At 48.9% G+C, this 19,371-nt stretch carries 16 protein-coding genes; 7 read left to right on the forward strand and 9 right to left on the reverse strand.

The features are described from left to right. Nucleotides 1-352: 352 nt before the first annotated feature. The gene (locus ACE04G_RS08915; RefSeq protein ID WP_221819310.1) at nucleotides 353-1,768 is read left to right on the forward strand and encodes an ATP-binding protein; all 1,416 of its coding nucleotides are present in this window, start codon (nucleotides 353-355) and stop codon (nucleotides 1,766-1,768) included. Between the two features lie 360 nt (nucleotides 1,769-2,128). Here ACE04G_RS08915 and ACE04G_RS08920 read toward each other — a convergent pair whose 3' ends face one another. The 3 genes from ACE04G_RS08920 to ACE04G_RS08930 form a co-directional block, all read right to left on the reverse strand. Next, entirely contained in the window at nucleotides 2,129-3,961 is a 1,833-nt protein-coding gene (locus ACE04G_RS08920; RefSeq protein WP_221818967.1) for an ABC transporter ATP-binding protein, read from the reverse strand. Then, on the reverse strand, nucleotides 3,954-5,744 hold the full coding sequence (locus tag ACE04G_RS08925; RefSeq protein WP_221818968.1) for an ABC transporter ATP-binding protein: 1,791 nt from the start codon (nucleotides 5,742-5,744) through the stop codon (nucleotides 3,954-3,956). The genes ACE04G_RS08920 and ACE04G_RS08925 overlap by 8 nt, the downstream gene beginning before the upstream one ends. 68 nt (nucleotides 5,745-5,812) lie before the next feature. After that, complete coding sequence (locus tag ACE04G_RS08930; RefSeq protein WP_221818969.1) at nucleotides 5,813-6,247, reverse strand: MarR family winged helix-turn-helix transcriptional regulator; 435 nt, start codon at nucleotides 6,245-6,247, stop codon at nucleotides 5,813-5,815. Between the two features lie 240 nt (nucleotides 6,248-6,487). Here ACE04G_RS08930 and ACE04G_RS08935 point away from each other — a divergent pair, with 240 nt between their 5' ends. The 4 genes from ACE04G_RS08935 (at nucleotide 6,488) to ACE04G_RS08950 (ending at nucleotide 9,474) form a co-directional block, all read left to right on the forward strand. Next, nucleotides 6,488-7,426 carry an NUDIX domain-containing protein gene (locus ACE04G_RS08935; RefSeq protein WP_449005253.1) on the forward strand — a complete coding sequence of 313 codons (939 nt, stop codon included), beginning with the start codon at nucleotides 6,488-6,490 and terminating at the stop codon, nucleotides 7,424-7,426. A 90-nt stretch (nucleotides 7,427-7,516) separates the two neighbouring features. After that, on the forward strand, nucleotides 7,517-8,002 hold the full coding sequence (ybiA, locus tag ACE04G_RS08940) for a riboflavin biosynthesis intermediates N-glycosidase (RefSeq protein WP_449005254.1): 486 nt from the start codon (nucleotides 7,517-7,519) through the stop codon (nucleotides 8,000-8,002). Then, on the forward strand, nucleotides 7,995-8,906 hold the full coding sequence (locus ACE04G_RS08945) for a TIGR02452 family protein (protein WP_449005255.1): 912 nt from the start codon (nucleotides 7,995-7,997) through the stop codon (nucleotides 8,904-8,906). Before ybiA ends, ACE04G_RS08945 begins: the two co-directional genes overlap by 8 nt. A gap of 145 nt (nucleotides 8,907-9,051) precedes the next feature. Continuing rightward, nucleotides 9,052-9,474, forward strand: coding sequence for a macro domain-containing protein (locus ACE04G_RS08950; protein ID WP_449005256.1), 423 nt, complete (start codon nucleotides 9,052-9,054; stop codon nucleotides 9,472-9,474). 134 nt (nucleotides 9,475-9,608) lie between these two features. Here the strand turns inward: ACE04G_RS08950 and ACE04G_RS08955 are convergent, their stop codons facing one another. The 4 genes from ACE04G_RS08955 to ACE04G_RS08970 form a co-directional block, all read right to left on the reverse strand. Beyond that, entirely contained in the window at nucleotides 9,609-10,556 is a 948-nt protein-coding gene (locus ACE04G_RS08955) for an iron-hydroxamate ABC transporter substrate-binding protein (protein WP_449005257.1), read from the reverse strand. Between the two features lie 60 nt (nucleotides 10,557-10,616). Further along, on the reverse strand, nucleotides 10,617-11,633 hold the full coding sequence (locus ACE04G_RS08960; RefSeq protein ID WP_221818971.1) for a FecCD family ABC transporter permease: 1,017 nt from the start codon (nucleotides 11,631-11,633) through the stop codon (nucleotides 10,617-10,619). 2 nt (nucleotides 11,634-11,635) lie between these two features. Beyond that, nucleotides 11,636-12,709 (reverse strand): FecCD family ABC transporter permease, encoded by a 1,074-nt coding sequence (locus ACE04G_RS08965; RefSeq protein ID WP_449005258.1) that lies wholly within the window; start codon nucleotides 12,707-12,709, stop codon nucleotides 11,636-11,638. Nucleotides 12,710-12,808: 99 nt separating this feature from the next. Then, on the reverse strand, nucleotides 12,809-14,539 hold the full coding sequence (locus ACE04G_RS08970; RefSeq protein WP_221818973.1) for an AraC family transcriptional regulator: 1,731 nt from the start codon (nucleotides 14,537-14,539) through the stop codon (nucleotides 12,809-12,811). 496 nt (nucleotides 14,540-15,035) lie between these two features. On the opposite strand from ACE04G_RS08970, the gene ACE04G_RS08975 reads away from it, so the two are divergent. Together ACE04G_RS08975 and ACE04G_RS08980 are read left to right on the forward strand one after the other, a co-directional pair. Then, nucleotides 15,036-16,037 (forward strand): Gfo/Idh/MocA family protein, encoded by a 1,002-nt coding sequence (locus ACE04G_RS08975; protein WP_036672452.1) that lies wholly within the window; start codon nucleotides 15,036-15,038, stop codon nucleotides 16,035-16,037. Between the two features lie 20 nt (nucleotides 16,038-16,057). Next, on the forward strand, nucleotides 16,058-16,681 hold the full coding sequence (locus ACE04G_RS08980; RefSeq protein WP_449005259.1) for a pyroglutamyl-peptidase I: 624 nt from the start codon (nucleotides 16,058-16,060) through the stop codon (nucleotides 16,679-16,681). A gap of 835 nt (nucleotides 16,682-17,516) precedes the next feature. On the opposite strand, the gene ACE04G_RS08985 is transcribed toward ACE04G_RS08980, so the two are convergent. Together ACE04G_RS08985 and ACE04G_RS08990 are read right to left on the reverse strand one after the other, a co-directional pair. Beyond that, on the reverse strand, nucleotides 17,517-18,359 hold the full coding sequence (locus ACE04G_RS08985) for a 1,4-dihydroxy-6-naphtoate synthase (RefSeq protein ID WP_036672450.1): 843 nt from the start codon (nucleotides 18,357-18,359) through the stop codon (nucleotides 17,517-17,519). After that, nucleotides 18,356-19,261: a futalosine hydrolase gene (locus ACE04G_RS08990; RefSeq protein ID WP_449005260.1), complete on the reverse strand. Its 906-nt coding sequence runs from the start codon at nucleotides 19,259-19,261 to the stop codon at nucleotides 18,356-18,358. Before ACE04G_RS08990 ends, ACE04G_RS08985 begins: the two co-directional genes overlap by 4 nt. Between the last annotated feature and the right edge of the window lie 110 nt (nucleotides 19,262-19,371).

Consider the following 19,371-nt stretch of genomic DNA (forward strand, 5'->3'; position numbering starts at 1 on the left):
ATGATTTATGCGAAGAGGAATTGTTTCACTTTTGTTGATTACAATTACATCATATGTCCTATTGCCTTCATAATTTATACATTCGTGCGAATTTGACGAGCCTCCACTAATCGACAACATCAGCTAATCATAATCGATATAATACATGTACATAAGTTGTTTGATGTGAGTTTTATGTCAAAGGGGGCGAGGCTGTTTGCTTAGTTACACGATGAAAATGGTGATATTCCCGCTAGGTTGTCTGCTTGTCATTCTGTCCTCTTATGTTCTCAGGCTTACCCCTAATATGGCAATAATGTCACTTTCGGCGACATTATTGGTAGCAAGTATTTATGGGGAGAGACGATATCCTGTGCTGCGAAAATTTCAGTGGATTTTTCTCGGGATATTCCACTATTTCAGTGAACTGAACTGGTGCAACATGCTGTATTATATGCTCATTATTTCAATGATCCAGGACAAACCAAGGTTGGCACAGACCTTGCCGATTTCGTTGCTGCTTATGCTGCAATATACGTTGATTCGGCTTTCGTATGTGCCTGTAGATACATATGCTTTGCTGGTTTCGTTATTTGACCTGTTAACCTCGGTTGTTATCATTTTTTTGTATCATACCTTAATCAACAGTGAGGTCGAGAAGCGCAGGCTTCGGGAAAAGAATCGGTTCCTGACCCTGCATGATCCGCTTACCGGACTGTTGAATTACGAAGGTTACATGGAGATGTTACATAAGACAGTAGAAGAGCAACGGTCTTTTTTGCTTGTCCTTTTGAACGTCAATAACTTTAGCGGCTTTAAAAAAGATTCAGAAGATCCTTGGTGTACGGTAATCACAGGTACAGGCCAGATGATCAGCAATCATTTCACCGAAGCCTATGGCATATCCCGGTATGCAGGAGACCGATTTGCGGTCGTTTTGCCAGAGATACAGGATGTGGAAGAACGAATGTCGTCACTGCTATCCGTGCAGCTTCAAGGACTCCAGGTAAGCTACAGCATCTCTCTGTACCCTGAAATGTCAGATTCGTTGCAGCACTTTATGACGGTAGCCGAGGATAGGCTGCTTCAACAACAGCGCAGCAAATGGCTGAAAAATGAAGAAGAAGTATTTCGTTCCGAAAGACTGAGGGCAGTAGGTGAACTGGCTGCGGGTATGGCTCACGAAATTCGGAACCCGCTTACCGCAATTCGGGGATTCCTGCAGCTGTCCCGTGGACAAGCGTTTAATATCGCGCCATGGTATGAAGTGATTATGGGTGAGGTGACGAGAGTAACCGATCTGACGGCTGAATTTTTGCAGTTTTCCAAACCACATGCCAATCACATGAAGCCTGAACATTTGGGTCACTGCCTTGAACGAGTGATGTCTTTGACCGAGTCAGATGCGGCATCCCGAGGGCATCAAATTACGCTTGAAATGACTAATGAGCCAGTTGTGATCATCATGGATCGAGATAAAATTGTGCAGGTATTGATTAATCTGATTCGTAACGCTTTTGAAGCAATGACAGACCCTGGTGAGGTTCATATGGATTTGTTGCAGGACGGGGACGCAGTACTCATTTCAATTACAGATACAGGAAGCGGCATTCCGGAAAATTCGCTATCCACAATCTTTAATCCATTTTATACAACCAAAGAAGAAGGTACGGGGCTTGGACTTGCACTCTGCCAGAAAATCGTTCAGGATCACAATGGTAAAATTACCGTCCATAGCGAAATGGGGGTTGGTTCGACCTTCACGCTTCATCTGCCAATGGAGACGTAAATCATATAACTTACCTAGAGATAGCAATTAAGTAGTCATTAGACAAGATATAAAAACGCCGCATGGGTCCTGAAGAACCCCATGCGGCGTTAAATATTTCAATTCATAAGTTAATGTGCGGAGACCACATCGGTTCAGATCAGACTATATTGGGTTGAACTAATCATTTACACGTAAGGGAGAGGATAGAAAAAAACTGAAAAAGCGGAGCTGAAAACTTTCTGAAAGAAAGCTACTTCGGAAGCATGCACCTCGTCTTTATCCCCGAATTTCCCCCTTGTGAAAAGGGAATCGATGAAATCTGGGGATAACAGCGATTGGAAGGTTATTCTGTCATCGTAGTGTCTGTGTAAATAATCATTAGTTCGACTTATTGAGCTGTCCCTGATGTAACTGATAGTAGAATCCTTGTTGCTGCATCAACTCATCATGGTTGCCCTGTTCAGCGATCTGTCCATCATCAATGACGAGAATCTGATCGGCTTCACGAATCGTGCTCAGTCTGTGGGCGATGACAAAGCTGGTGCGGTCTTTCATTAAAGTGCGCATCGCTTCCTGGATCTTCATCTCTGTACGCGTATCAATGCTGCTGGTTGCTTCATCCAGAATAAGAATGGCCGGATCAGCCAGAATTGCCCGGGCAATGGTCAGCAGTTGTCGTTGTCCCTGACTCAGGTTGCTTCCCCCGGAAATGATGGGGGTATCGTAACCCTGTGGCAGTTTGCGGATGAACGAATGTGCATTTGCCAGCTCAGCCGCTTGCCTGATCTGTTCATCCGTTGCGTCCGACTTGCCGTAGGCAAGATTGTCGCGAATGGTACCCGAGAACAGGTAGGCATCCTGAAGGACAATGCCGAGTTGCCGACGGAGTTGATCCTTCTCCAGTTCCGAGATGTCACATCCATCAATGGTAATCTGTCCGCCTGTAATCTCGTAGAAACGGGGCAACAGGTTGATAATGGTCGTTTTACCTGCCCCGGTAGGTCCAACAAGTGCAATCATCTCACCAGGTTTTACAGTAAAACTAACCTTCTTGAGAATGTCTCGCTCCGCGCTATACCCAAAAGAGACGTCTTCAAATACAACTCTACCTTGAATCTGATCCAGCTGTTTCTTCTGTTCCTCTACGTATTCGCCAGGTGTATCCATAATGTGGAACACACGTTCAGCACCTGCGATTGCAGCCTGAATGAGATTGTACTGATTGGCTAGATCGTTGAGTGGCCGCTCAATCTGGCGGGAGTAAGCGAGAAAGCTGACGATCAGTCCAATGGACGTCATTTCATGATAAGCCATCCATCCACCTACAGAAGCGAGTATGGCAAACCCGATATTGTTCATCACGTTCATCGTGGGTCCAACTAAACCTGAAACGGTCTGGGCCTGTGTGCTGGATGTGCGCAGTTTCTCGTTCAGATTCTGAAAATGCCGATGTGCCTGATCCTGACGGTTATAGGCAGCAACGACTTTTTGTCCAGCAATGGTTTCCTGAGCATACCCATTAAGCTCACCAAGTAATTTCTGCTGGGCGGTGAAGTGTTTGCGTGTTCTTGACGCGATCAGGCGAGTGGCGATGGTTATCAAGGGTACAGTCACCAGACTGAGCAGGGTGAGCCGAACATCGAGTGCAAACATGATCGACAAGGAGCCAACGAGCAGGATGGCACTGGACATCAATTGGGTTACGCTTTGATTCAGCGTTGTAGATACGTTATCGATATCATTAGTGGCTCGGCTCATCAGGTCCCCGCTTTGATTTTTATCAAAAAAGCTAATAGGCAGCTCTTGCAGTCGAGAGAACAACGCATGTCGCAGATCTTTGACGGTCAGTTGGGACACACCAATCATGACATAGGATTGAGCCCACATCAGGAGTGAGCCAAGGGCATAAACACTCAGCAAGAGGAGACATTCCTTCAGCAAACCCGCTGTTATTTTGGGCACGATATGTTCGTTAACGGCACGGCCGAGAAGGTAAGGTCCTGCCAGGTTAAGCAGTGTTCCAAGAGCCGTCAGCACTAATGCAGCAATAACTCCTTTGCGATGACGTCCCATGTACGACCATACCCGGATTAGGGCGTGGCGAGCATTTTTGGCTCTGACTTTGGGAACAGGTCCTCTGCCCGCAGGTCCGGGTCTTCCGATGGGAGGCACGACCGTTTGTTGTATGGAGGAAGATGCAGGTTTAGCCAAATTGAACATCCTCCTTCCGTTGCTGCGAATAATAGATGGCTTGATAGTGTGATGAATGAGCCATAAGGTCATCATGTGTGCCTCTGGCAACGATCTGTCCTTCATCAATGACATATATACAGTCTGCATCCTTCACGGAGGAGATCCGCTGTGCAATCAAAAAGGTGGTACTGTCTTTCATCAAGGATTGCAAAGCCTTCTGAATGCTCGCTTCCGTGCGTAGATCCACAGCACTGGTGCTATCATCCAGAATCAGTACTTCCGGTCGCATGAGCAGGGCGCGTGCAATGGATATCCGCTGTTTCTGTCCACCGGACAGATTGACCCCGCGTTGACCCAGCTCCGTGTCATACCCATCTTTCAGTTTCATAATAAAATCATCCGCTGCCGCAGCTTGTGCCGCAGCACGCAATTCAGCATCTGTTGCACCTGGCCGGCCGAAACAAATGTTATCCCGGATGCTGCCGCTGAACAGGATGGATTCCTGTAGCACAATGGACACACGGCTGCGAAGATCCTGAAGATCCCAGTGGCGAACGTTCACTCCATTCACGAGCACTTCACCCTGCGAAGCATCGTATAGACGGGGAATCAGCTGCACCAGCGAGGTTTTGCCTGAACCTGTTGAACCGATCAGGGCCACTTTCTCACCCGGGCGAGCCCTCAGGTTAATGTCAGTGAGTGCATGGTCTCCGTCATAACGAAAAGATACGTCTCTGAACTCCACTTGACCGCCTGTGTGTGAGGGAAGAGAAGACGTTTGGTTTCGGGACTGATCACGAGTAGACGGGGATGACTGTACATTCCCCGAGTTATCGTTGTCGGTTCCCGATTGGATATCTGGCTCTGTATGTAACACCTCGTTGATCCGGGCAGCAGATACCTTGGCACGGGAGAAGCTCATCATCATCATGCCGATTGACGTGAGGGAAGAGAGTACAACCGTGACATAGTTGATAAAAGCAATCAGATCCCCGGCGGCAATATCGCCTCCCACTACCTGGGAACCTCCAAACCACAGCACCGCTACAATGGTAGCGTTCAGCATCAGGCTGAGTACGGGTGCGTTCAGCGTTACAATACGCCAGGCTTTGACGGCGGTTGTAGTGTAATCTTCGTTGGATTGCTTGAACCGTTTTTTCTCCAGACGTGCACGTGCAAACGCCTTGACGACACGAATGCCGGCAAGATTCTCCTGAAGCACGGCGTTGACCTGATCAAGCTTGATCTGCACACTGGCGAACAGCGGATAGGAAGCTTTTATTAGAATAAATAAAATAATAAACAGTACCGGTACTGTCGCAATAAGAATCAAAGCCAGTTTCACACTGATCGTAAACGCCATGATGATACTTCCGATGATCAGCATTGGCGAACGGATAAACATCCGCAGCAGCATCTGCACAAAGGTCTGCATCTGGGTAATGTCACTGGTCAGACGAGTGATCAGAGATCCTTCCTGAAACGTATCCAGATTGCGGAAGGAGAAGGTTTGAATATGGTCAAACAGTTCCTGGCGAAGATCTGTGCCGTATCCAACGGCAGCTTTGCTTGAATAGAGTGTACAGCCTGCGCCGCCAACCCAGCCGATTAACGCAACAAGTAACATGATCAGACCTGTGGTCACGATATGGGGCAGGTTCCCTGCAAGTACACCATCATCCACAATGCTGGACATCAGCTTGGGCTGGAGCAGGTCCATGGTAACCTCAAGTACCATGAGCAGCGGGGCGACGATTGCCGCCGACTTATACGGGGTCAAGAATCGTTTTAACGTCCACAATAGGGAATCACCTCAATCTTCATTGCATAATTATTTTCTTTTAAACGATGTCACGAGTCTGCATCACCTCAGGATTCACGCAGGTTTTGGAGCATACGCTGTGCAAGTGCAGACATGATCCGGAGTTCTTCCGGTGTAAAATCTTTCTGGGCCTGCTGTTCCAACTCCTGAATCACTTCTTTCAATTCTTGTAGCGCGGATCGGCCCTGATCCGTCAGGTATACCCGCAGACTGCGCAGATCCTTCGGGTCTGCTTCGCGTCTCACATAACCGGATGATTCCATGCGCTTGAGCATGACAGTTACCGTTGCGGGACTGCGCTGAAGTTGTTCGGCCAGGTTTTTCTGGGATTGGCCATCTTTCCGTTCAAGCTGGAACAGCAAAGGGGGCTGCCCCGGGTATAACTCGGGGTGGTTCACAAGTTTCTCATGAACCTTGTAGCGTTTCAGTTTCACGAGTTCGGATAGCTGTCCCATTAACCGATCATTTTGGACTGGGTTCATATCATCTACTCCATTTCTACCTTCATTCCATTTTCTCGGTACTGAAAACCAGACTTTTTGAACACGCACATTTAGTTAGTCGACTAAATAAATCTTAAGTTTGATTTGACATATCGTCAAGTGAATACAGATCATTTATTTAGGACTGGAAATATTGACCTGAGATAAAATGATGTGATAAATTGATATTATCTAATTGTTAATAACATAATGTTAATAACAGAATGGAGTTTGGTTATTATGACTTACGAAGGTTCCTCTGGAGGAAAAGCCCCCGAATACCGGGAGCATCAGGATCAGGTACATATCAGTGAACAACAGTTTCTGGAAACGTATAATGCTGGTGATTACGAACGTCCTTCCGTCACCGTGGACATGTTGGTCTTTACGATTCGCAGTGAAGCTCAGGAGAATTATCGCAAGCTCGCTGAACCCGAACTCCAGTTACTACTAATCCGGCGGGGTGGTCATCCCTATCTGGGCCAATGGGCGTTACCGGGCGGATTTGTCTCCATGCAGGAATCATTGGAAGATGCTGCTCGACGGGAATTGTTGACGGAGACGGGGCTGGATGATATTTATCTGGAGCAACTATACACCTGGGGAGATGTGGAGCGAGATCCGCGTACACGGGTCATCAGCTGTTCCTATATGGCGCTGGTCGATAGCAGCGAGCTGGAACTTCAGGCTGGCGATGATGCGAGTGAGGCCAATTGGTTTCGGGTGGAGCAGCGTCTTCTGGAAGAGAAGCGCCATATCCATGAGCGTGGACGTGTGACAGAACGCAGGTTGCAGTTGATTTTGACCAATGGAACAGAAGAGTTGTCGGCAATTGTTGAGACAAAAGAAACAATAGAAGGAAAAGTACGGAGCCATCGTTTGACGTTGGAGGAGGTTCAGGGGATTGCATTTGATCATGCCAAAATCATTCATTATGCGCTTGAGCGTCTGCGATCCAAGATCGAGTACACGGATATTGCATTTAATCTGATGCCGGAGACGTTTACGCTGACTGCGCTTCAGAAAGTACATGAGATCATCAGTGGCAAAAAACTGCTGGCTGCTGCTTTCCGGCGCAAAATCGCCGATTGGGTCATTGAGACGGGAGAGTATGCGAGCAGTGCCGGTCATCGACCATCACGTTTATACAGATTGAACCCAGAGAGGCAGACACTCTGAAAAGGGGAAGCATCAATGAAATAGGAGAAGTGATTCAAGCCATGGGCGGGATCGCTGCAACCATGAGGAACAAGTAAAGAGGGGATATGGATGGAAAAGTTTACGTTTTTCTGGCGGACTGTATCTCCGTTCTCGCAGTGGCACCCGGCGGATTTTACCGTGAACGGGGTTCACTACACAAGTGCGGAGCAATACATGATGCATCAGAAAGCACTGCTGTTTGGCGATCAGACCAGCGCAGACAAGATTCTGAAGGCAAGCTCTGCTTCGGTACAAAAAAAGCTGGGCAGACAGGTCGCAGGTTTCGACCAGACTTTATGGGAAACGGAATGCCAGCGCATTGTCTACGAAGGCAATTGGGCCAAATTTACACAAAACGAAGAACTGCTAACCGCGCTGCGTGCCACCCGTGGAACGACCCTCGTGGAAGCAAGTCCGGATGATCGCATCTGGGGTGTGGGACTGGCGGAGGAAGATCCGCGTATTCGGAATAGAAGAACATGGCGGGGAACCAACTGGCTGGGTGAGATTCTCACCCGTCTAAGAGAAGATATAGGAAGTGATTCAGATGAGTGATAAACATAGCTCCAATCCACGTACCATGCGGGCCAGTATCGCACAGCAGACGCTGGCTATTCTGGAAGAAGGACAATACGTGAATGGATATAATCGCAAGGTTGAGATGGGCGCCGATGTGCAGCAAGCGATCCGTAATTCGGTATTATACCGTCCTTCGGAGCTTTCCGCACTCAGGGGAAAGCTCCGTACAGAAGCTCGCGCAGAAACTCATTCGATAGCCTCATCAACTGAAACTGAAGCTGTATCGGTATCGGTTCGCATTGAAGTTACTGGCGAGACTACACTTGGAGCGGCTTCACGTTTGACAGTAGCTGAAGGAAGAGAAGATGTGGTCTGTTTGAACTTTGCATCGGCGAAAAATCCTGGCGGCGGTTTCCTTGGGGGAAGTCAGGCACAGGAAGAGAGTCTGGCCCGAGCGACAGGATTATACCCGTGCATCGCGCAAATGGACGAAATGTACGAGTACAATCGCAAGCAGCGATCGGGTCTTTATTCCGATCATATGATCTATTCACCTCGTGTTCCTGTAATCCGTGATGATGAAGACCGGTTGCTGGACCAGTATTATGTATCATCATTCATTACTGCGCCAGCGGTGAATGCGGGTGTGGTGAAAGAGCGTGGAGAAGCTGATGATCTACAGATTGAGTCCGTGATGAAGGAACGTATCCGTTATATTCTGGACGTGGCTGCTACGAATGGTCATCAGACGATTGTTCTCGGTGCATATGGTTGCGGCGTATTTCGTAATGAACCGGCAGTGGTGGCGAAGTATTTTCATGATGTGTTAGTGGGAGAGGGATTTAAGGACTCCTTTGAACGTATTGTATTTGCTGTATATGATCGATCCGCAGGTCAACGAACATTAAAGGCATTTCAACGTTTTTTGACAGAGGCCTAATAAAAAAATATGGGATCTACATAGTTTGAACTAATCATTTGCACGATAACAGTGATTGGAAGGTTGTTCTGTCATCGTAGTGTCAGTGTAAATAATCTTTAGTTCAACTATTGAATGAGAGCGCTTGATAAAGGAGAGGAATGCGATGCAGTTTCATGAGAGAGAACAGGATTTATTTGAACTGGGGGAGGAGTACACGCTTGCTCACTGTATATCAGCCGATGCAAGAATGGGGAAAGGCATTGCGGTACAGTTCCGGGAGAGATTCGGTTTGGAAAATCTTCAAAAACAGGCGAACCAAGAGCCGCTTGAGATTGGAAGATGTTATCCGGTAGGACGGACGATGAATCTGGTCACCAAGGCAAAGTTCTCCAATAAGCCGACGTATCAATCGTTGACTAGTGCGGTAGAATCTATGCGGGACGTATGTATGCTGGATGGCATTACAAAACTGGCTATGCCCCGAATAGGATGCGGGCTGGACAGGCTAAAATGGGAGAAGGTCAGTCCGATTATTCAGGAAACTTTTGCCGATACGGATGTTGAGATCATTGTCTGTACACTGTGAGCACACTTGGTGGAAGAGGATGGACTACAGCTTGCAGGCAGATCCAAACCAAAAAAAACCTCAGCTTTGAGGGGAATAGAGTGTACGTATGATTCATACAGACGCTGTTCCGATTTCAAAGTGAGGTTTTTTGTTTATTTTTTGGAGAACATTTCTTTGGCTTCATCCATGGCCATTTTATTACCGATCGATGAGTAATCGAGCCAAGGTTGTGCGCCAATCGGGTAGACGTGGCCGGCTTTGACTGCTTTCAGACCTTGCCAGATCGGATTGTTTTGCAGCTCCTTGAACATGGTCTGGGCTTCATCATCCGAATTCACAACCACAAAGATCGCATCTGCATCATAGTCCGGCAATATTTCACGGGAGACAATTTGATAAGGTTTAGTCGAATCGATATCTGTGATCCCTCTGGCAGGAGTCAGACCGAGATCCTCATATAAAATGGGACCCATGGGACGGCGTGTACTGAATACACGTAATTCTTTGGCAGTAACACGGATCGCCATCACAGTACCATCACCAATCGTGTCATGAATCAGAGATTTCACTTCTTCTGTTTCGGTCGCGTAGTCCTGAATGTATTGCTCGGCTTCTTTCTCGCGATTCACGAGTTTGCCAATCTCTTTCAGATGGTCGCGCCATGTACCGTTATTCAGATTGAAGACATGCACCGGAGCAATTTTTTCGAATTTGGCAATATCACCACCGGAGAATTCTTCGTCCAGATAGATCACATCGGGTTTCAGGGCAAGCAAAACTTCCATATCCGGGTCTTTAACCGGACCAAGTGGTGTTGTATTTTGAAGTTGATCAGCAACATGGGACAGGAAGCCTTTGGCTTCACCACCGATAACGGAACCAACCGGAGTAATGCCGAGAGACAGCAGATCATTGGTCAGATGGATCGACATGGAGGCAATGCGTTGCTCTCCCGAACTTGCACTGTTGTCTTGATTCTTGGTTGAATTATCCGTAGACGAACCACCAGAAGCAGATGGTGAATTATTGGTCGTTCCACAGGCTGCGAGTACAAGTACCAGACAGATACTCATAACAAGCATAAGATTTTTCTTTAACATGGGTAGTCACATTCTCCTTGAACATCTCTTGGATGTCTTAATTGTTTTCTGAAAAAAAGATCACTTGCTTCGTACTAACAGGTACAAAAAGTAAGGTGCACCAATCGCAGCAACCACCACACCTGCCGGAATGGCATTAGGCTGAAAGATCGTTCGCCCGATCGTATCAGCGGTCACCAGAATAACCATACCGATGAGCCCGGCAGCAGGGATCAGATGCCGATGCATCGGACCGACAAGCCTGCGTGCCAGATGTGGTGCTGCCAGACCGATAAAGCCGATCCCACCAGCCATCGATACACTAACGGCAGACAAAGCCACGGCACAGAGCAGCAAAATAATACGTTGGGATCGGACAGGTGTCCCGATACTGGTTGCGGCAGCATCTCCAAGATTGAAGGCATCGAGTGTTTTGGATCGACTCCAAATATAAGAAATACATAGCACCACCCAAGGAAGCAAAGATTGCACATGAATCCAATCCCGGCCCCAGACGCTTCCTGCCAGCCAGCGAGCGGCAAAGGAATAGGTATCTTCATCCAGACGCAGGGATAGGTAGAGTGTTAACGCATGGAACCCGGCCGCTACCGCGATTCCCACCAGAATCAGCTTAATGGGCGATACGCCGTTATGGCGATCATAAGATAACAGCATGATGATCAGGGCGGCGGCCACACTTCCTGCAAAAGCAAACAACGGGATTAGCAAGGCCACAGAGCCATCCATCGTAAAGGAGAGACTAACAAACACCATTAGTCCAAAGGCTGCCCCCGCATGTAATCCCAGAATCCCCGGGTCCGCAAGTGGATTGCGGGTGATCCCTTGCAAGGCCGCTCCGGCAATACCAAGTCCTGCTCCAGCCAATACAGTTACCAGGATGCGAGGCAGTCGGTAATCAAACAGTACAATCTGATCATCCGAATTGCCATTACCAAGCAAAGTCTGTAACACAGCCATTGGGGAGAGACGAATGGTTCCGGTGTTCAGGCTGATCACAATAACGGCAATGGCGATGCAGAGCAGCGTGATACTGACGATGATCGAACGTTTACCTCGTGAAGGTGTATTGAAATTCATCGCTACAAGGCCCTCCTTTCTTTACGGGCCAGATAGAGGAAGAACGGTACACCGACAAAAGCGACCATAATGCCTACCGCGAGCTCCTCGGGCGGGTTCACGATGCGTGAGCCCAGATCGGCGAGCACCAGTAATATCGCTCCAAGCAGAGAAGACATCGGAATGATGAGCCGATAATCCACACCCACCAGTTTGCGGGAGATATGAGGGATGACCAGTCCGACAAATCCAATGGAGCCTACTGCCGACACGGACACACCAGCCAGCACAACAACCGCTGCAAGGGCGATTAATCTCGTCCAGCGCAGGTTGATCCCGAGATTAATCGCCACTTCTTCACCGAGTGACATAAGCGATACACGCCGGGCAAGTGGCATAATCAGTATTAGTGTGGCGAGCAGCACGGGAAGAATCAGCTTGAGATGCCGCCATTCTATTCCACCGAAACCTCCCGCATACCAGAAGGCCAGATCCTGACTCAGGTCAAAATAAATGGCAACGCCTGTGCTGAGCGAGGTTAACATGGCTGCAATAACGGCTCCGGCAACGGTCAGTCTAATGGAATTCAGACCACCAGGTGCTGCCATTCCAAGCAGGAAGATAAGCAGTGTGCCCAGAACAGCCCCCATGAATGATAAAAACATAATCCAGCCGTATGGCAGTCCGGGCCAAAAGGCAAAGCTCAGTGCTACGACAAAAGTGGCTCCAGCATTGATGCCCAGAATGCCTGTGTCTGCCAGCGGATTGCGTGTAATGCCCTGCATTAAAGCTCCTGCAACAGCAAAGGAAGCGCCGATCATAACCGCGGCAAGGACACGAGGCAACCGCAGCTCATGGATAATCTGATGTGGTGTCAAAGCTGGGTTGTACTGAAATATGGCAGCCCATACGGTTTCCAGCGTTAACCCTTTGGCACCTAAAGAGATTGCGACAAACATACTTAGCAGCAGTATGGCTATGGCAGACAAAAACGTCAGCCCAACAGTCACTGCAGATTTTCTTGAATTAGACGGACGATGTGGCAGTCCCGGATGTTGAATACGGGTCACTCCTTTGGTACCAACAACGTATTTCATTGTTATTGATTATCATTATCAATTAGTGATCATTATAAAATCTTAATTCAGGCCCGTACATGGCATAAATTAAGATTTTGGAGATGGACATTTTTTAGATTACAAAAGTGAAGGTTTGTTCGTCAACATAGAGAGCGCTTCATCGAGCTGGATGTTGATGGAATATGGAGCATATACAACCCATGAGTTCCAGTCGATGAGATGTACACGTCCGTTTTTTACCGCAGGATGGCTGTTCCACAGTGGATTCGAAGCCATCTCTTTCAACAGTGTTGCCTTTTCATGCATAGAATTAATCGCCAGTACCAGCACATCTGCCTCCAGTCCGTCCCATTCTCCTGGTGTGAAGGGCAGCCAGTTGAATCCAACGCCGGGAGATTTGCCAGCCAGTTCGGTCTGAATACGCTGAGGAGCGGCCAGTTGCAAGGTTCGATAAAAGACATGTCCAAAGTTCCGATGGCTGTACATCCGTGGACCTTTAGGCGTTAACGTGCCAACAGCAACGGTGATGTCCCCGACGAATTCCTTGATTTTTTTGCGTGCACGCTCTGTCTTGCGTTCATGTCGATCCAGCCAATCTGTCGCTGCTTGGGTACGATCCACAATGGATGCAATCTGATGCAGATGACCAAAGACGTCAGTCTGGTTCCAGGGAATCGTGATGATGGGAGCGACATCGCCAATATGCTCCATCGCTTTGGCAGCTGCATTGTCCTTGGTCAGAATCAATTCGGGATTCACATCCAGGAAAGCCTGACGTCCCTGTTCCCAAGGTTCATAGGCGTGAAAGGGCAGCGTCAGCGATTTGGGCATATGAGGAAGATGGCCTTGGATCTGAGCTGCGCATGGCGTGATGCCAAGTGTCATCAGGTGGTCCGTGTATGGATAGGAGAGTGACACGATATTTCGGTGGACCTGCTTCGAATAGGAAGTTGGCGCATAACCGGCATGGTTTCGGAAACGTCGGCTGAAATAAAACTCGTCACGGTAACCCACTTCACGAGCCACATCCCGGATACGCAGATCGGAAGTGAGCAGTAATTCCTTGGCCCGGTTCATACGCAGATGAGTGATGTATTCAATCGGATTTTTCTGCATGCGGCTCTTGAATAGCTGCGAGTAATAGGACGGGTGCATGTCAGCCAGTTCAGCCAACTTTTCGAGCTTGATCTCGTGCATATAGTTTTCGCGCATGTATTGCAGGGTGGACCTGAGCCACTGTTCGGGTTCATCCTGCCCAGCCCCTACGTCAGTCTGGTCTTCTTGGGGCCAGAGCATATGTAACAGTTCCGTCAGGAAGAGCTGTGCCTTGAGGCCTGTTTCCAAACCTTCATTGCTTAATTGTGTAAGCTGTGCGGCAATGCGCTGTATACCGTAAAACGGGCCCTGAATCCAGCCTGTAACAGGTGAACTGAGCTCACGTTCGTAGATTCGTCTGGCTTTTGTTTTCTCCGTAGCCCGATACAGATCAAAGTGAATCATATACAGTTCAATATCATGGTCATCATCACTAATCAGTTCAATTGCAGTTCCTGGTAGGGACAGACAGGCTGATTTGCGAACCACATGAGATTTGATCTCATTCATGATCAGTTGGCCTGTGAATTTGTGCATGTATATGAAGGTATGATGAGCCAGCTCAGTTGTGGACCAGCGCCATTCCCCACGGGTTATAATATGTTCTGCCTGACGAAGTTCGATCAGGGTATCATTCAGGAATGCATTCAGATCTGCTCGGGTTGAGGATTCCTTTTCTGCATTGGGACTTGTCTGCTGATGCAACATGTGTGGATTCATGCAGCTGTGGGCGGTACCAGGGATGGTAGTCATGATGTTATGCGTCCTCCTTTCTTTTGAACAGTTTAGGTAATGATTGAATCTGGAACGCACTATATTTTCTCGGACCTGAACGTCTTTCTTGAATGTCTATTGATGCGTTTTGCATGATGTTATGATTACTGGCTGTCTTGTCAAAAGCGCGTTTGCAGTATAGTCAGATGTTTTATGAATAGCACAGGGTATATGATCCTGATCCTGTTATCAGATGTGATCGATAGTTTAACCAGATTGTCGTTAGTAACAAGTATGCTTAGGGACAAGAATTCTTGGCCAAGGTCTGCTGATAATCTTAGCAAATCTACTGGAGAATTGAAATGTATACAGATATGTTCGAGGCCCTGATGAGCTTGGATTCTATTGAAAGCACATAATCGAAATCGTTTTCTGACGTAAGCGTTTCTTTTTGGTAAAATAAAGGGGATAACATGTTGGCCTGATCAGAATCATGAACCTTTTCAACTCAAATTGCAGTAGGGAGGCTTTAAATATGACAGAAGTAGTGGGACGGGACAAAGTACGCTGGGGCATTATGGGCACGGGATGGATTGCATCCCAGTTTGCAAGGGATTTGGAGCATGCGGGGAACGCAGTGAAAGCAGCGGTAGGTTCACGGACAGCGGGAAGTGCGGAGAAGTTTGCAGCTGAATATGGTTTTGCACGCGCTTACGGTTCTTATGATGAGATGCTGCAAGATCCTGAGGTAGATATTATCTATGTGGCAACACCTCACCCTGTGCATAAGGAGAATGTAATGGCTTGTCTGGAGGCAGGCAAGGCGGTGCTCTGTGAAAAGCCGTTTACGATGAATGCACGTCAGTTGGAGCAACTGGTGGAGACGGCACGGGAGCGTAACCTTTTCCTGATGGAAGGGATGTGGACACGCTTTTTGCCGCCGATCGCTCAAGCCAGAGCATGGATTGCAGAAGGACGAATCGGTGAAGTACGTTTGCTGCAGGCAGACTTTGGATTCCGTGTCGGCTGGGAGCCGGAAGGAAGGTTGCTTAATCCGGATCTGGGTGGAGGAGCTTTGCTGGATGCAGGGGTGTACCCGATCTCCTTTGCTTCGATGATCTTTGGCGAACAGCCCCAGCATGTATGGAGTACGGCCAATATCGGTGAGACGGGTGTGGACGAGCAATTTTCCGTATTGTTGTCCTATTCTGAGGGACGTTCTGCATCACTGAGTGCTGCCATTCGTCTGAACCTTAGCAATGAAGCAGTCATATACGGTACGGAAGGCAAGATTCGTCTTCCTTTATTCCTGGCGGGCAAAGAAGCCTATCTGCATGTGAATGGTCAGGACGAGCCCGAGAAGTTCACCGATGATCGAACGTGCATTGGTTATGCTTTTGAGGCAGAAGAAGCGGGACGTTGTATCCTCGAAGGTCGGACGGAGAGCAACACCATTAAACTGGACGAATCCTTGGAAATCATGAAGCTGATGGACACGATTCGGGGCCAGTGGGGATTACGTTACAAATCGGAGTAACAGACAGGAGCTGACGTGTGATGGTGAAGATTCTGATATCCGGGTTTGAACCTTTTGGCGGGGATGCGGTGAATCCGACGGGGGCGTTAATGGATGCTCTTGCAAACGAAGTGATCGAGGGTGCTGAGCTAAAAACAGTACTGTTGCCCGTGCACTTTGATGAATGTGCAGACCTGCTGATCGCAGAGATGGAAGCCTATCGGCCAGATGTGGTCATCGCCTGTGGGCTGGCCAAGGGCAGAACGTCCATCACACCGGAGCGGATTGCCGTGAATGTCAAAGACATTCCGCCTGGCTCCTACGCGGATAACCAGGGACAGCGTCCTGTGGACGAGCCAATTGTAAACGGCAGCCCGGACGGTTTGTTCTCCACGTTGCCCATACGTGCCATGGTGAATGACATGTCCGCAGCGCGTATTCCAGCTACCGTGTCCAATACAGCAGGTACGTATATATGTAACAACACGATGTACCGGGTGCTGGATTACATTCGAGTAGGGCAACTTCCGATCCGTGCAGGATTTGTACACTTTCCCGCCTCCACAGAGATGGCTGTGTTGCAGCCTTCTGTCCCGTCGCTGCCTATTCCCATGATGCTGGATGCGCTGCGGATCATGATTCGCACGGTTGTGGCTGATTCATAGGGATGGTTCCGATTGTTTGGCTGCGGTTGCAGCAGATCGTAGGCGATGGTTGGTTGGATTCGTAGATCGCCGTTGCGAGAGGGAGAGCAGGGGGTTGGGATGATGGAGTACAGTAGGGTTCAAGATGAAGTGGAGAGCGTGGAGTTGCATGGGTTTCTTTCTGCTTCGATCTTGGGTTGAGTAGAGTGATAGATATGAGTATAGATATGAAGTTGAACATAGAGTGAAAAAAGAGCTGTCCCATCGTCTTAAGTCTGACGTTAGGGACAGCTCTTTCTATTTCGTGTGTCATGTGTAGTGTAGTCCAACATGGTTAGTGAGGTCACTAGTCTGCAGCAAAGTATCTTGATGAAAGTTTTTTGCCTAGTTAAAGATTAGACTCTAAAACCGCAACCACGAACCTCAAATCCGAAACCCGGTAAGGCTTATATAACTGTTGCTGGAAGGTAGGAATTCAGCAAAACAGGTACGGGGAAGTTAAAGGACAGACTCCGATTCGTGCCCTCCTGAATACGACCTTTACTACCCCTAAGTAACTAAGCTCTAAAAATAAAAGATGGCAAGGACATCGCCATCACCCTGGATACTAAGAAGTTTGTATCAAATGAACACCCTATACAGGACCCTAACGAAACGAGCGCACGCTATACGCCGAAAATCCGCACATACCAATTTCTAACGAATCGTAGAAGCGTTATTGTGTGGAATGAAGCGAGTTTGTCGGTGATATGAACGAATTTTAGCCGAATACGGTGTCTGAGATTCTTTAGAATTCTCATACCACGTTATTCGGCTAAATAAGGTGCGCTGGTTATAGAGCGTACAGATATAGATGTTAGATTCGCAACAGATCAAGGTCGAACTCAGGAACGAGTCCTTCTTTCATGGCGCGGCCAAGCAGTGCAGTGATTGCGCCGTAACCATCATCACCCAGGTTGGCGCTGAATTCGTTAACATACAGTCCAATGTGCTGTGCAGCTACGTCAGGGTCCATTTCTTGGGCATGTTCCATAACGTATGCTCTCGACTCATCCGGGTGCGCCCATGCATATTCAACCGACGCGCGTGCCCATCCGGCGAGGGCATGAGCATCCATGTTGCGACGTGCGATGATTGCTCCAAGCGGGATCGGAAGGCCTGTGTCGCTTTCCCACCAGTTCCCGAGATCTGTCATTAGTTTGAGATCATAGTTCTGGTACGTGAAGCGTGCTTCATGGATGACAAGTCCGGCATCGATCTTGCCGTCTCGCACAGCAGGCATGATCTGGTCGAATGGCATGACAACAATCTCGCCTACACCACCCGGAACATTTTGCGCTGCCCACAGACGGAATAATAGATATGCTGTCGAGCGTTCACTTGGCACAGCAACCCGTCGTCCAGACAGATATGCTGGATCGGTCGTGCCATTTGCGGTCAGAACCAACGGACCACATCCTCTGCCAAGTGCGCCTCCAGCAGGAAGCAGAGCATAGTCAGATAACACGTATGGCAGTGCTGCATAAGATATTTTCATCACTTCAGGTGTGTCGGGTCCATCGGGATTTGCCGCCAGACCATTGGTGATATCAATATCAGCATAACGGACATCCAGCTCAGGTGCGCCCGGGATCAACCCGTGTACCCACGCGTGAAAGATAAATGTATCGTTTGGACAAGGGGAAAATGCAATTTTCATGATGTAATAACCTCCCGTATAATGGAACTTGCAGCCTGAAGCGCATCGAGGGCATCCTTGATGCGCCAAGCGTCGCGGTCGCGTGGACCGACCGCGTTGGATATGGCCCGCAGTTCGAGTGCTGGCACGCCGAACTGCTGGGCAGCTGTTGCCACGCCGAAGCCTTCCATGCCTTCGGCGGCGGCATCCGGCACGCGGCGCAATAGCTCCGCGGCCGTCTCCGCTGTTCCGGTCGCCGTAGACACGGTGACCGCAGTGCCTCCGCTGACAGCGAGCCCAGCCCGCTGCAGCTCATGGCGCAGGCGAGCGGCAAGCTCCGCGTCCGCCGCCACAATGGACGAGCCGAATCCGAGCTCGTCCACACTAAGGAAGCCGTCTGGCGTCTGCGAGCCCAGATCGGCGGCAACCATGGCGTCCGCTACCACGAGGGAGCCGACGTCCGCCCGGCCGGGGAACCCGCCGCCGATGCCGGCACTGATCACCAGCATGTAGGCTGGTGAAGATCCGGCTCCAGCAAGGGGCCCCGGCCTTGAAGATGTGGCAGATGCCTGTGCCACATCGGATGGGCTTGGCGTAGTGGAACCCTGCGCCAATGCCCTAGTACTTGCAGCCGCTACGGCATATGCCAATGTAGCGGCTGTTCCTGCTGCGGCTGAGGCTGGGCCAACGCCCGCAGTGATGACATCAAATCGTTCCGCGGCCGTATCTCCCAAACCACGGAGGACCGCATCTTTTTCCGCATCAACCGCAGTTACAATTAACACACGTTGTGATGAATTTGTTTGAACCGGACTTATATCTGAAGTGTTTATTTCCCCAGTTGAATCCCCGTGGTGTCCACTATTTTCGAATGATGCGTTTGATTTATTATTCTGATCTTCATCCTGTCTATGTTCATTCATCTCGGATTCTCCTTATGAGGTATTAGAGGCGTAGCATATGCCTCCATAGCATCGTACTTACAACAAGCTTTTAGCTACACTTCTTTGAGTTATTACTGCCTTGTTATTTC

Source organism: Paenibacillus sp. AGC31 (assembly GCF_057334655.1).

Bases quoted from the DNA above. Each gene is read 5' to 3' on its own strand.
- ACE04G_RS08930 (WP_221818969.1), bottom strand. From the start codon at position 6,247: ATGAACCCAGTCCAAAATGATCGGTTAATGGGACAGCTATCCGAACTC.
- ACE04G_RS08935 (WP_449005253.1), top strand. From the start codon at position 6,488: ATGACTTACGAAGGTTCCTCTGGAGGAAAAGCCCCCGAATACCGGGAG.
- ybiA (WP_449005254.1), top strand. From the start codon at position 7,517: ATGGAAAAGTTTACGTTTTTCTGGCGGACTGTATCTCCGTTCTCGCAG.
- ACE04G_RS08945 (WP_449005255.1), top strand. From the start codon at position 7,995: ATGAGTGATAAACATAGCTCCAATCCACGTACCATGCGGGCCAGTATC.
- ACE04G_RS08950 (WP_449005256.1), top strand. From the start codon at position 9,052: ATGCAGTTTCATGAGAGAGAACAGGATTTATTTGAACTGGGGGAGGAG.
- ACE04G_RS08955 (WP_449005257.1), bottom strand. From the start codon at position 10,556: ATGTTAAAGAAAAATCTTATGCTTGTTATGAGTATCTGTCTGGTACTT.
- ACE04G_RS08960 (WP_221818971.1), bottom strand. From the start codon at position 11,633: ATGAATTTCAATACACCTTCACGAGGTAAACGTTCGATCATCGTCAGT.
- ACE04G_RS08965 (WP_449005258.1), bottom strand. From the start codon at position 12,709: ATGAAATACGTTGTTGGTACCAAAGGAGTGACCCGTATTCAACATCCG.
- ACE04G_RS08970 (WP_221818973.1), bottom strand. From the start codon at position 14,539: ATGACTACCATCCCTGGTACCGCCCACAGCTGCATGAATCCACACATG.
- ACE04G_RS08975 (WP_036672452.1), top strand. From the start codon at position 15,036: ATGACAGAAGTAGTGGGACGGGACAAAGTACGCTGGGGCATTATGGGC.
- ACE04G_RS08980 (WP_449005259.1), top strand. From the start codon at position 16,058: ATGGTGAAGATTCTGATATCCGGGTTTGAACCTTTTGGCGGGGATGCG.
- ACE04G_RS08985 (WP_036672450.1), bottom strand. From the start codon at position 18,359: ATGAAAATTGCATTTTCCCCTTGTCCAAACGATACATTTATCTTTCAC.
- ACE04G_RS08990 (WP_449005260.1), bottom strand. From the start codon at position 19,261: ATGAATGAACATAGACAGGATGAAGATCAGAATAATAAATCAAACGCA.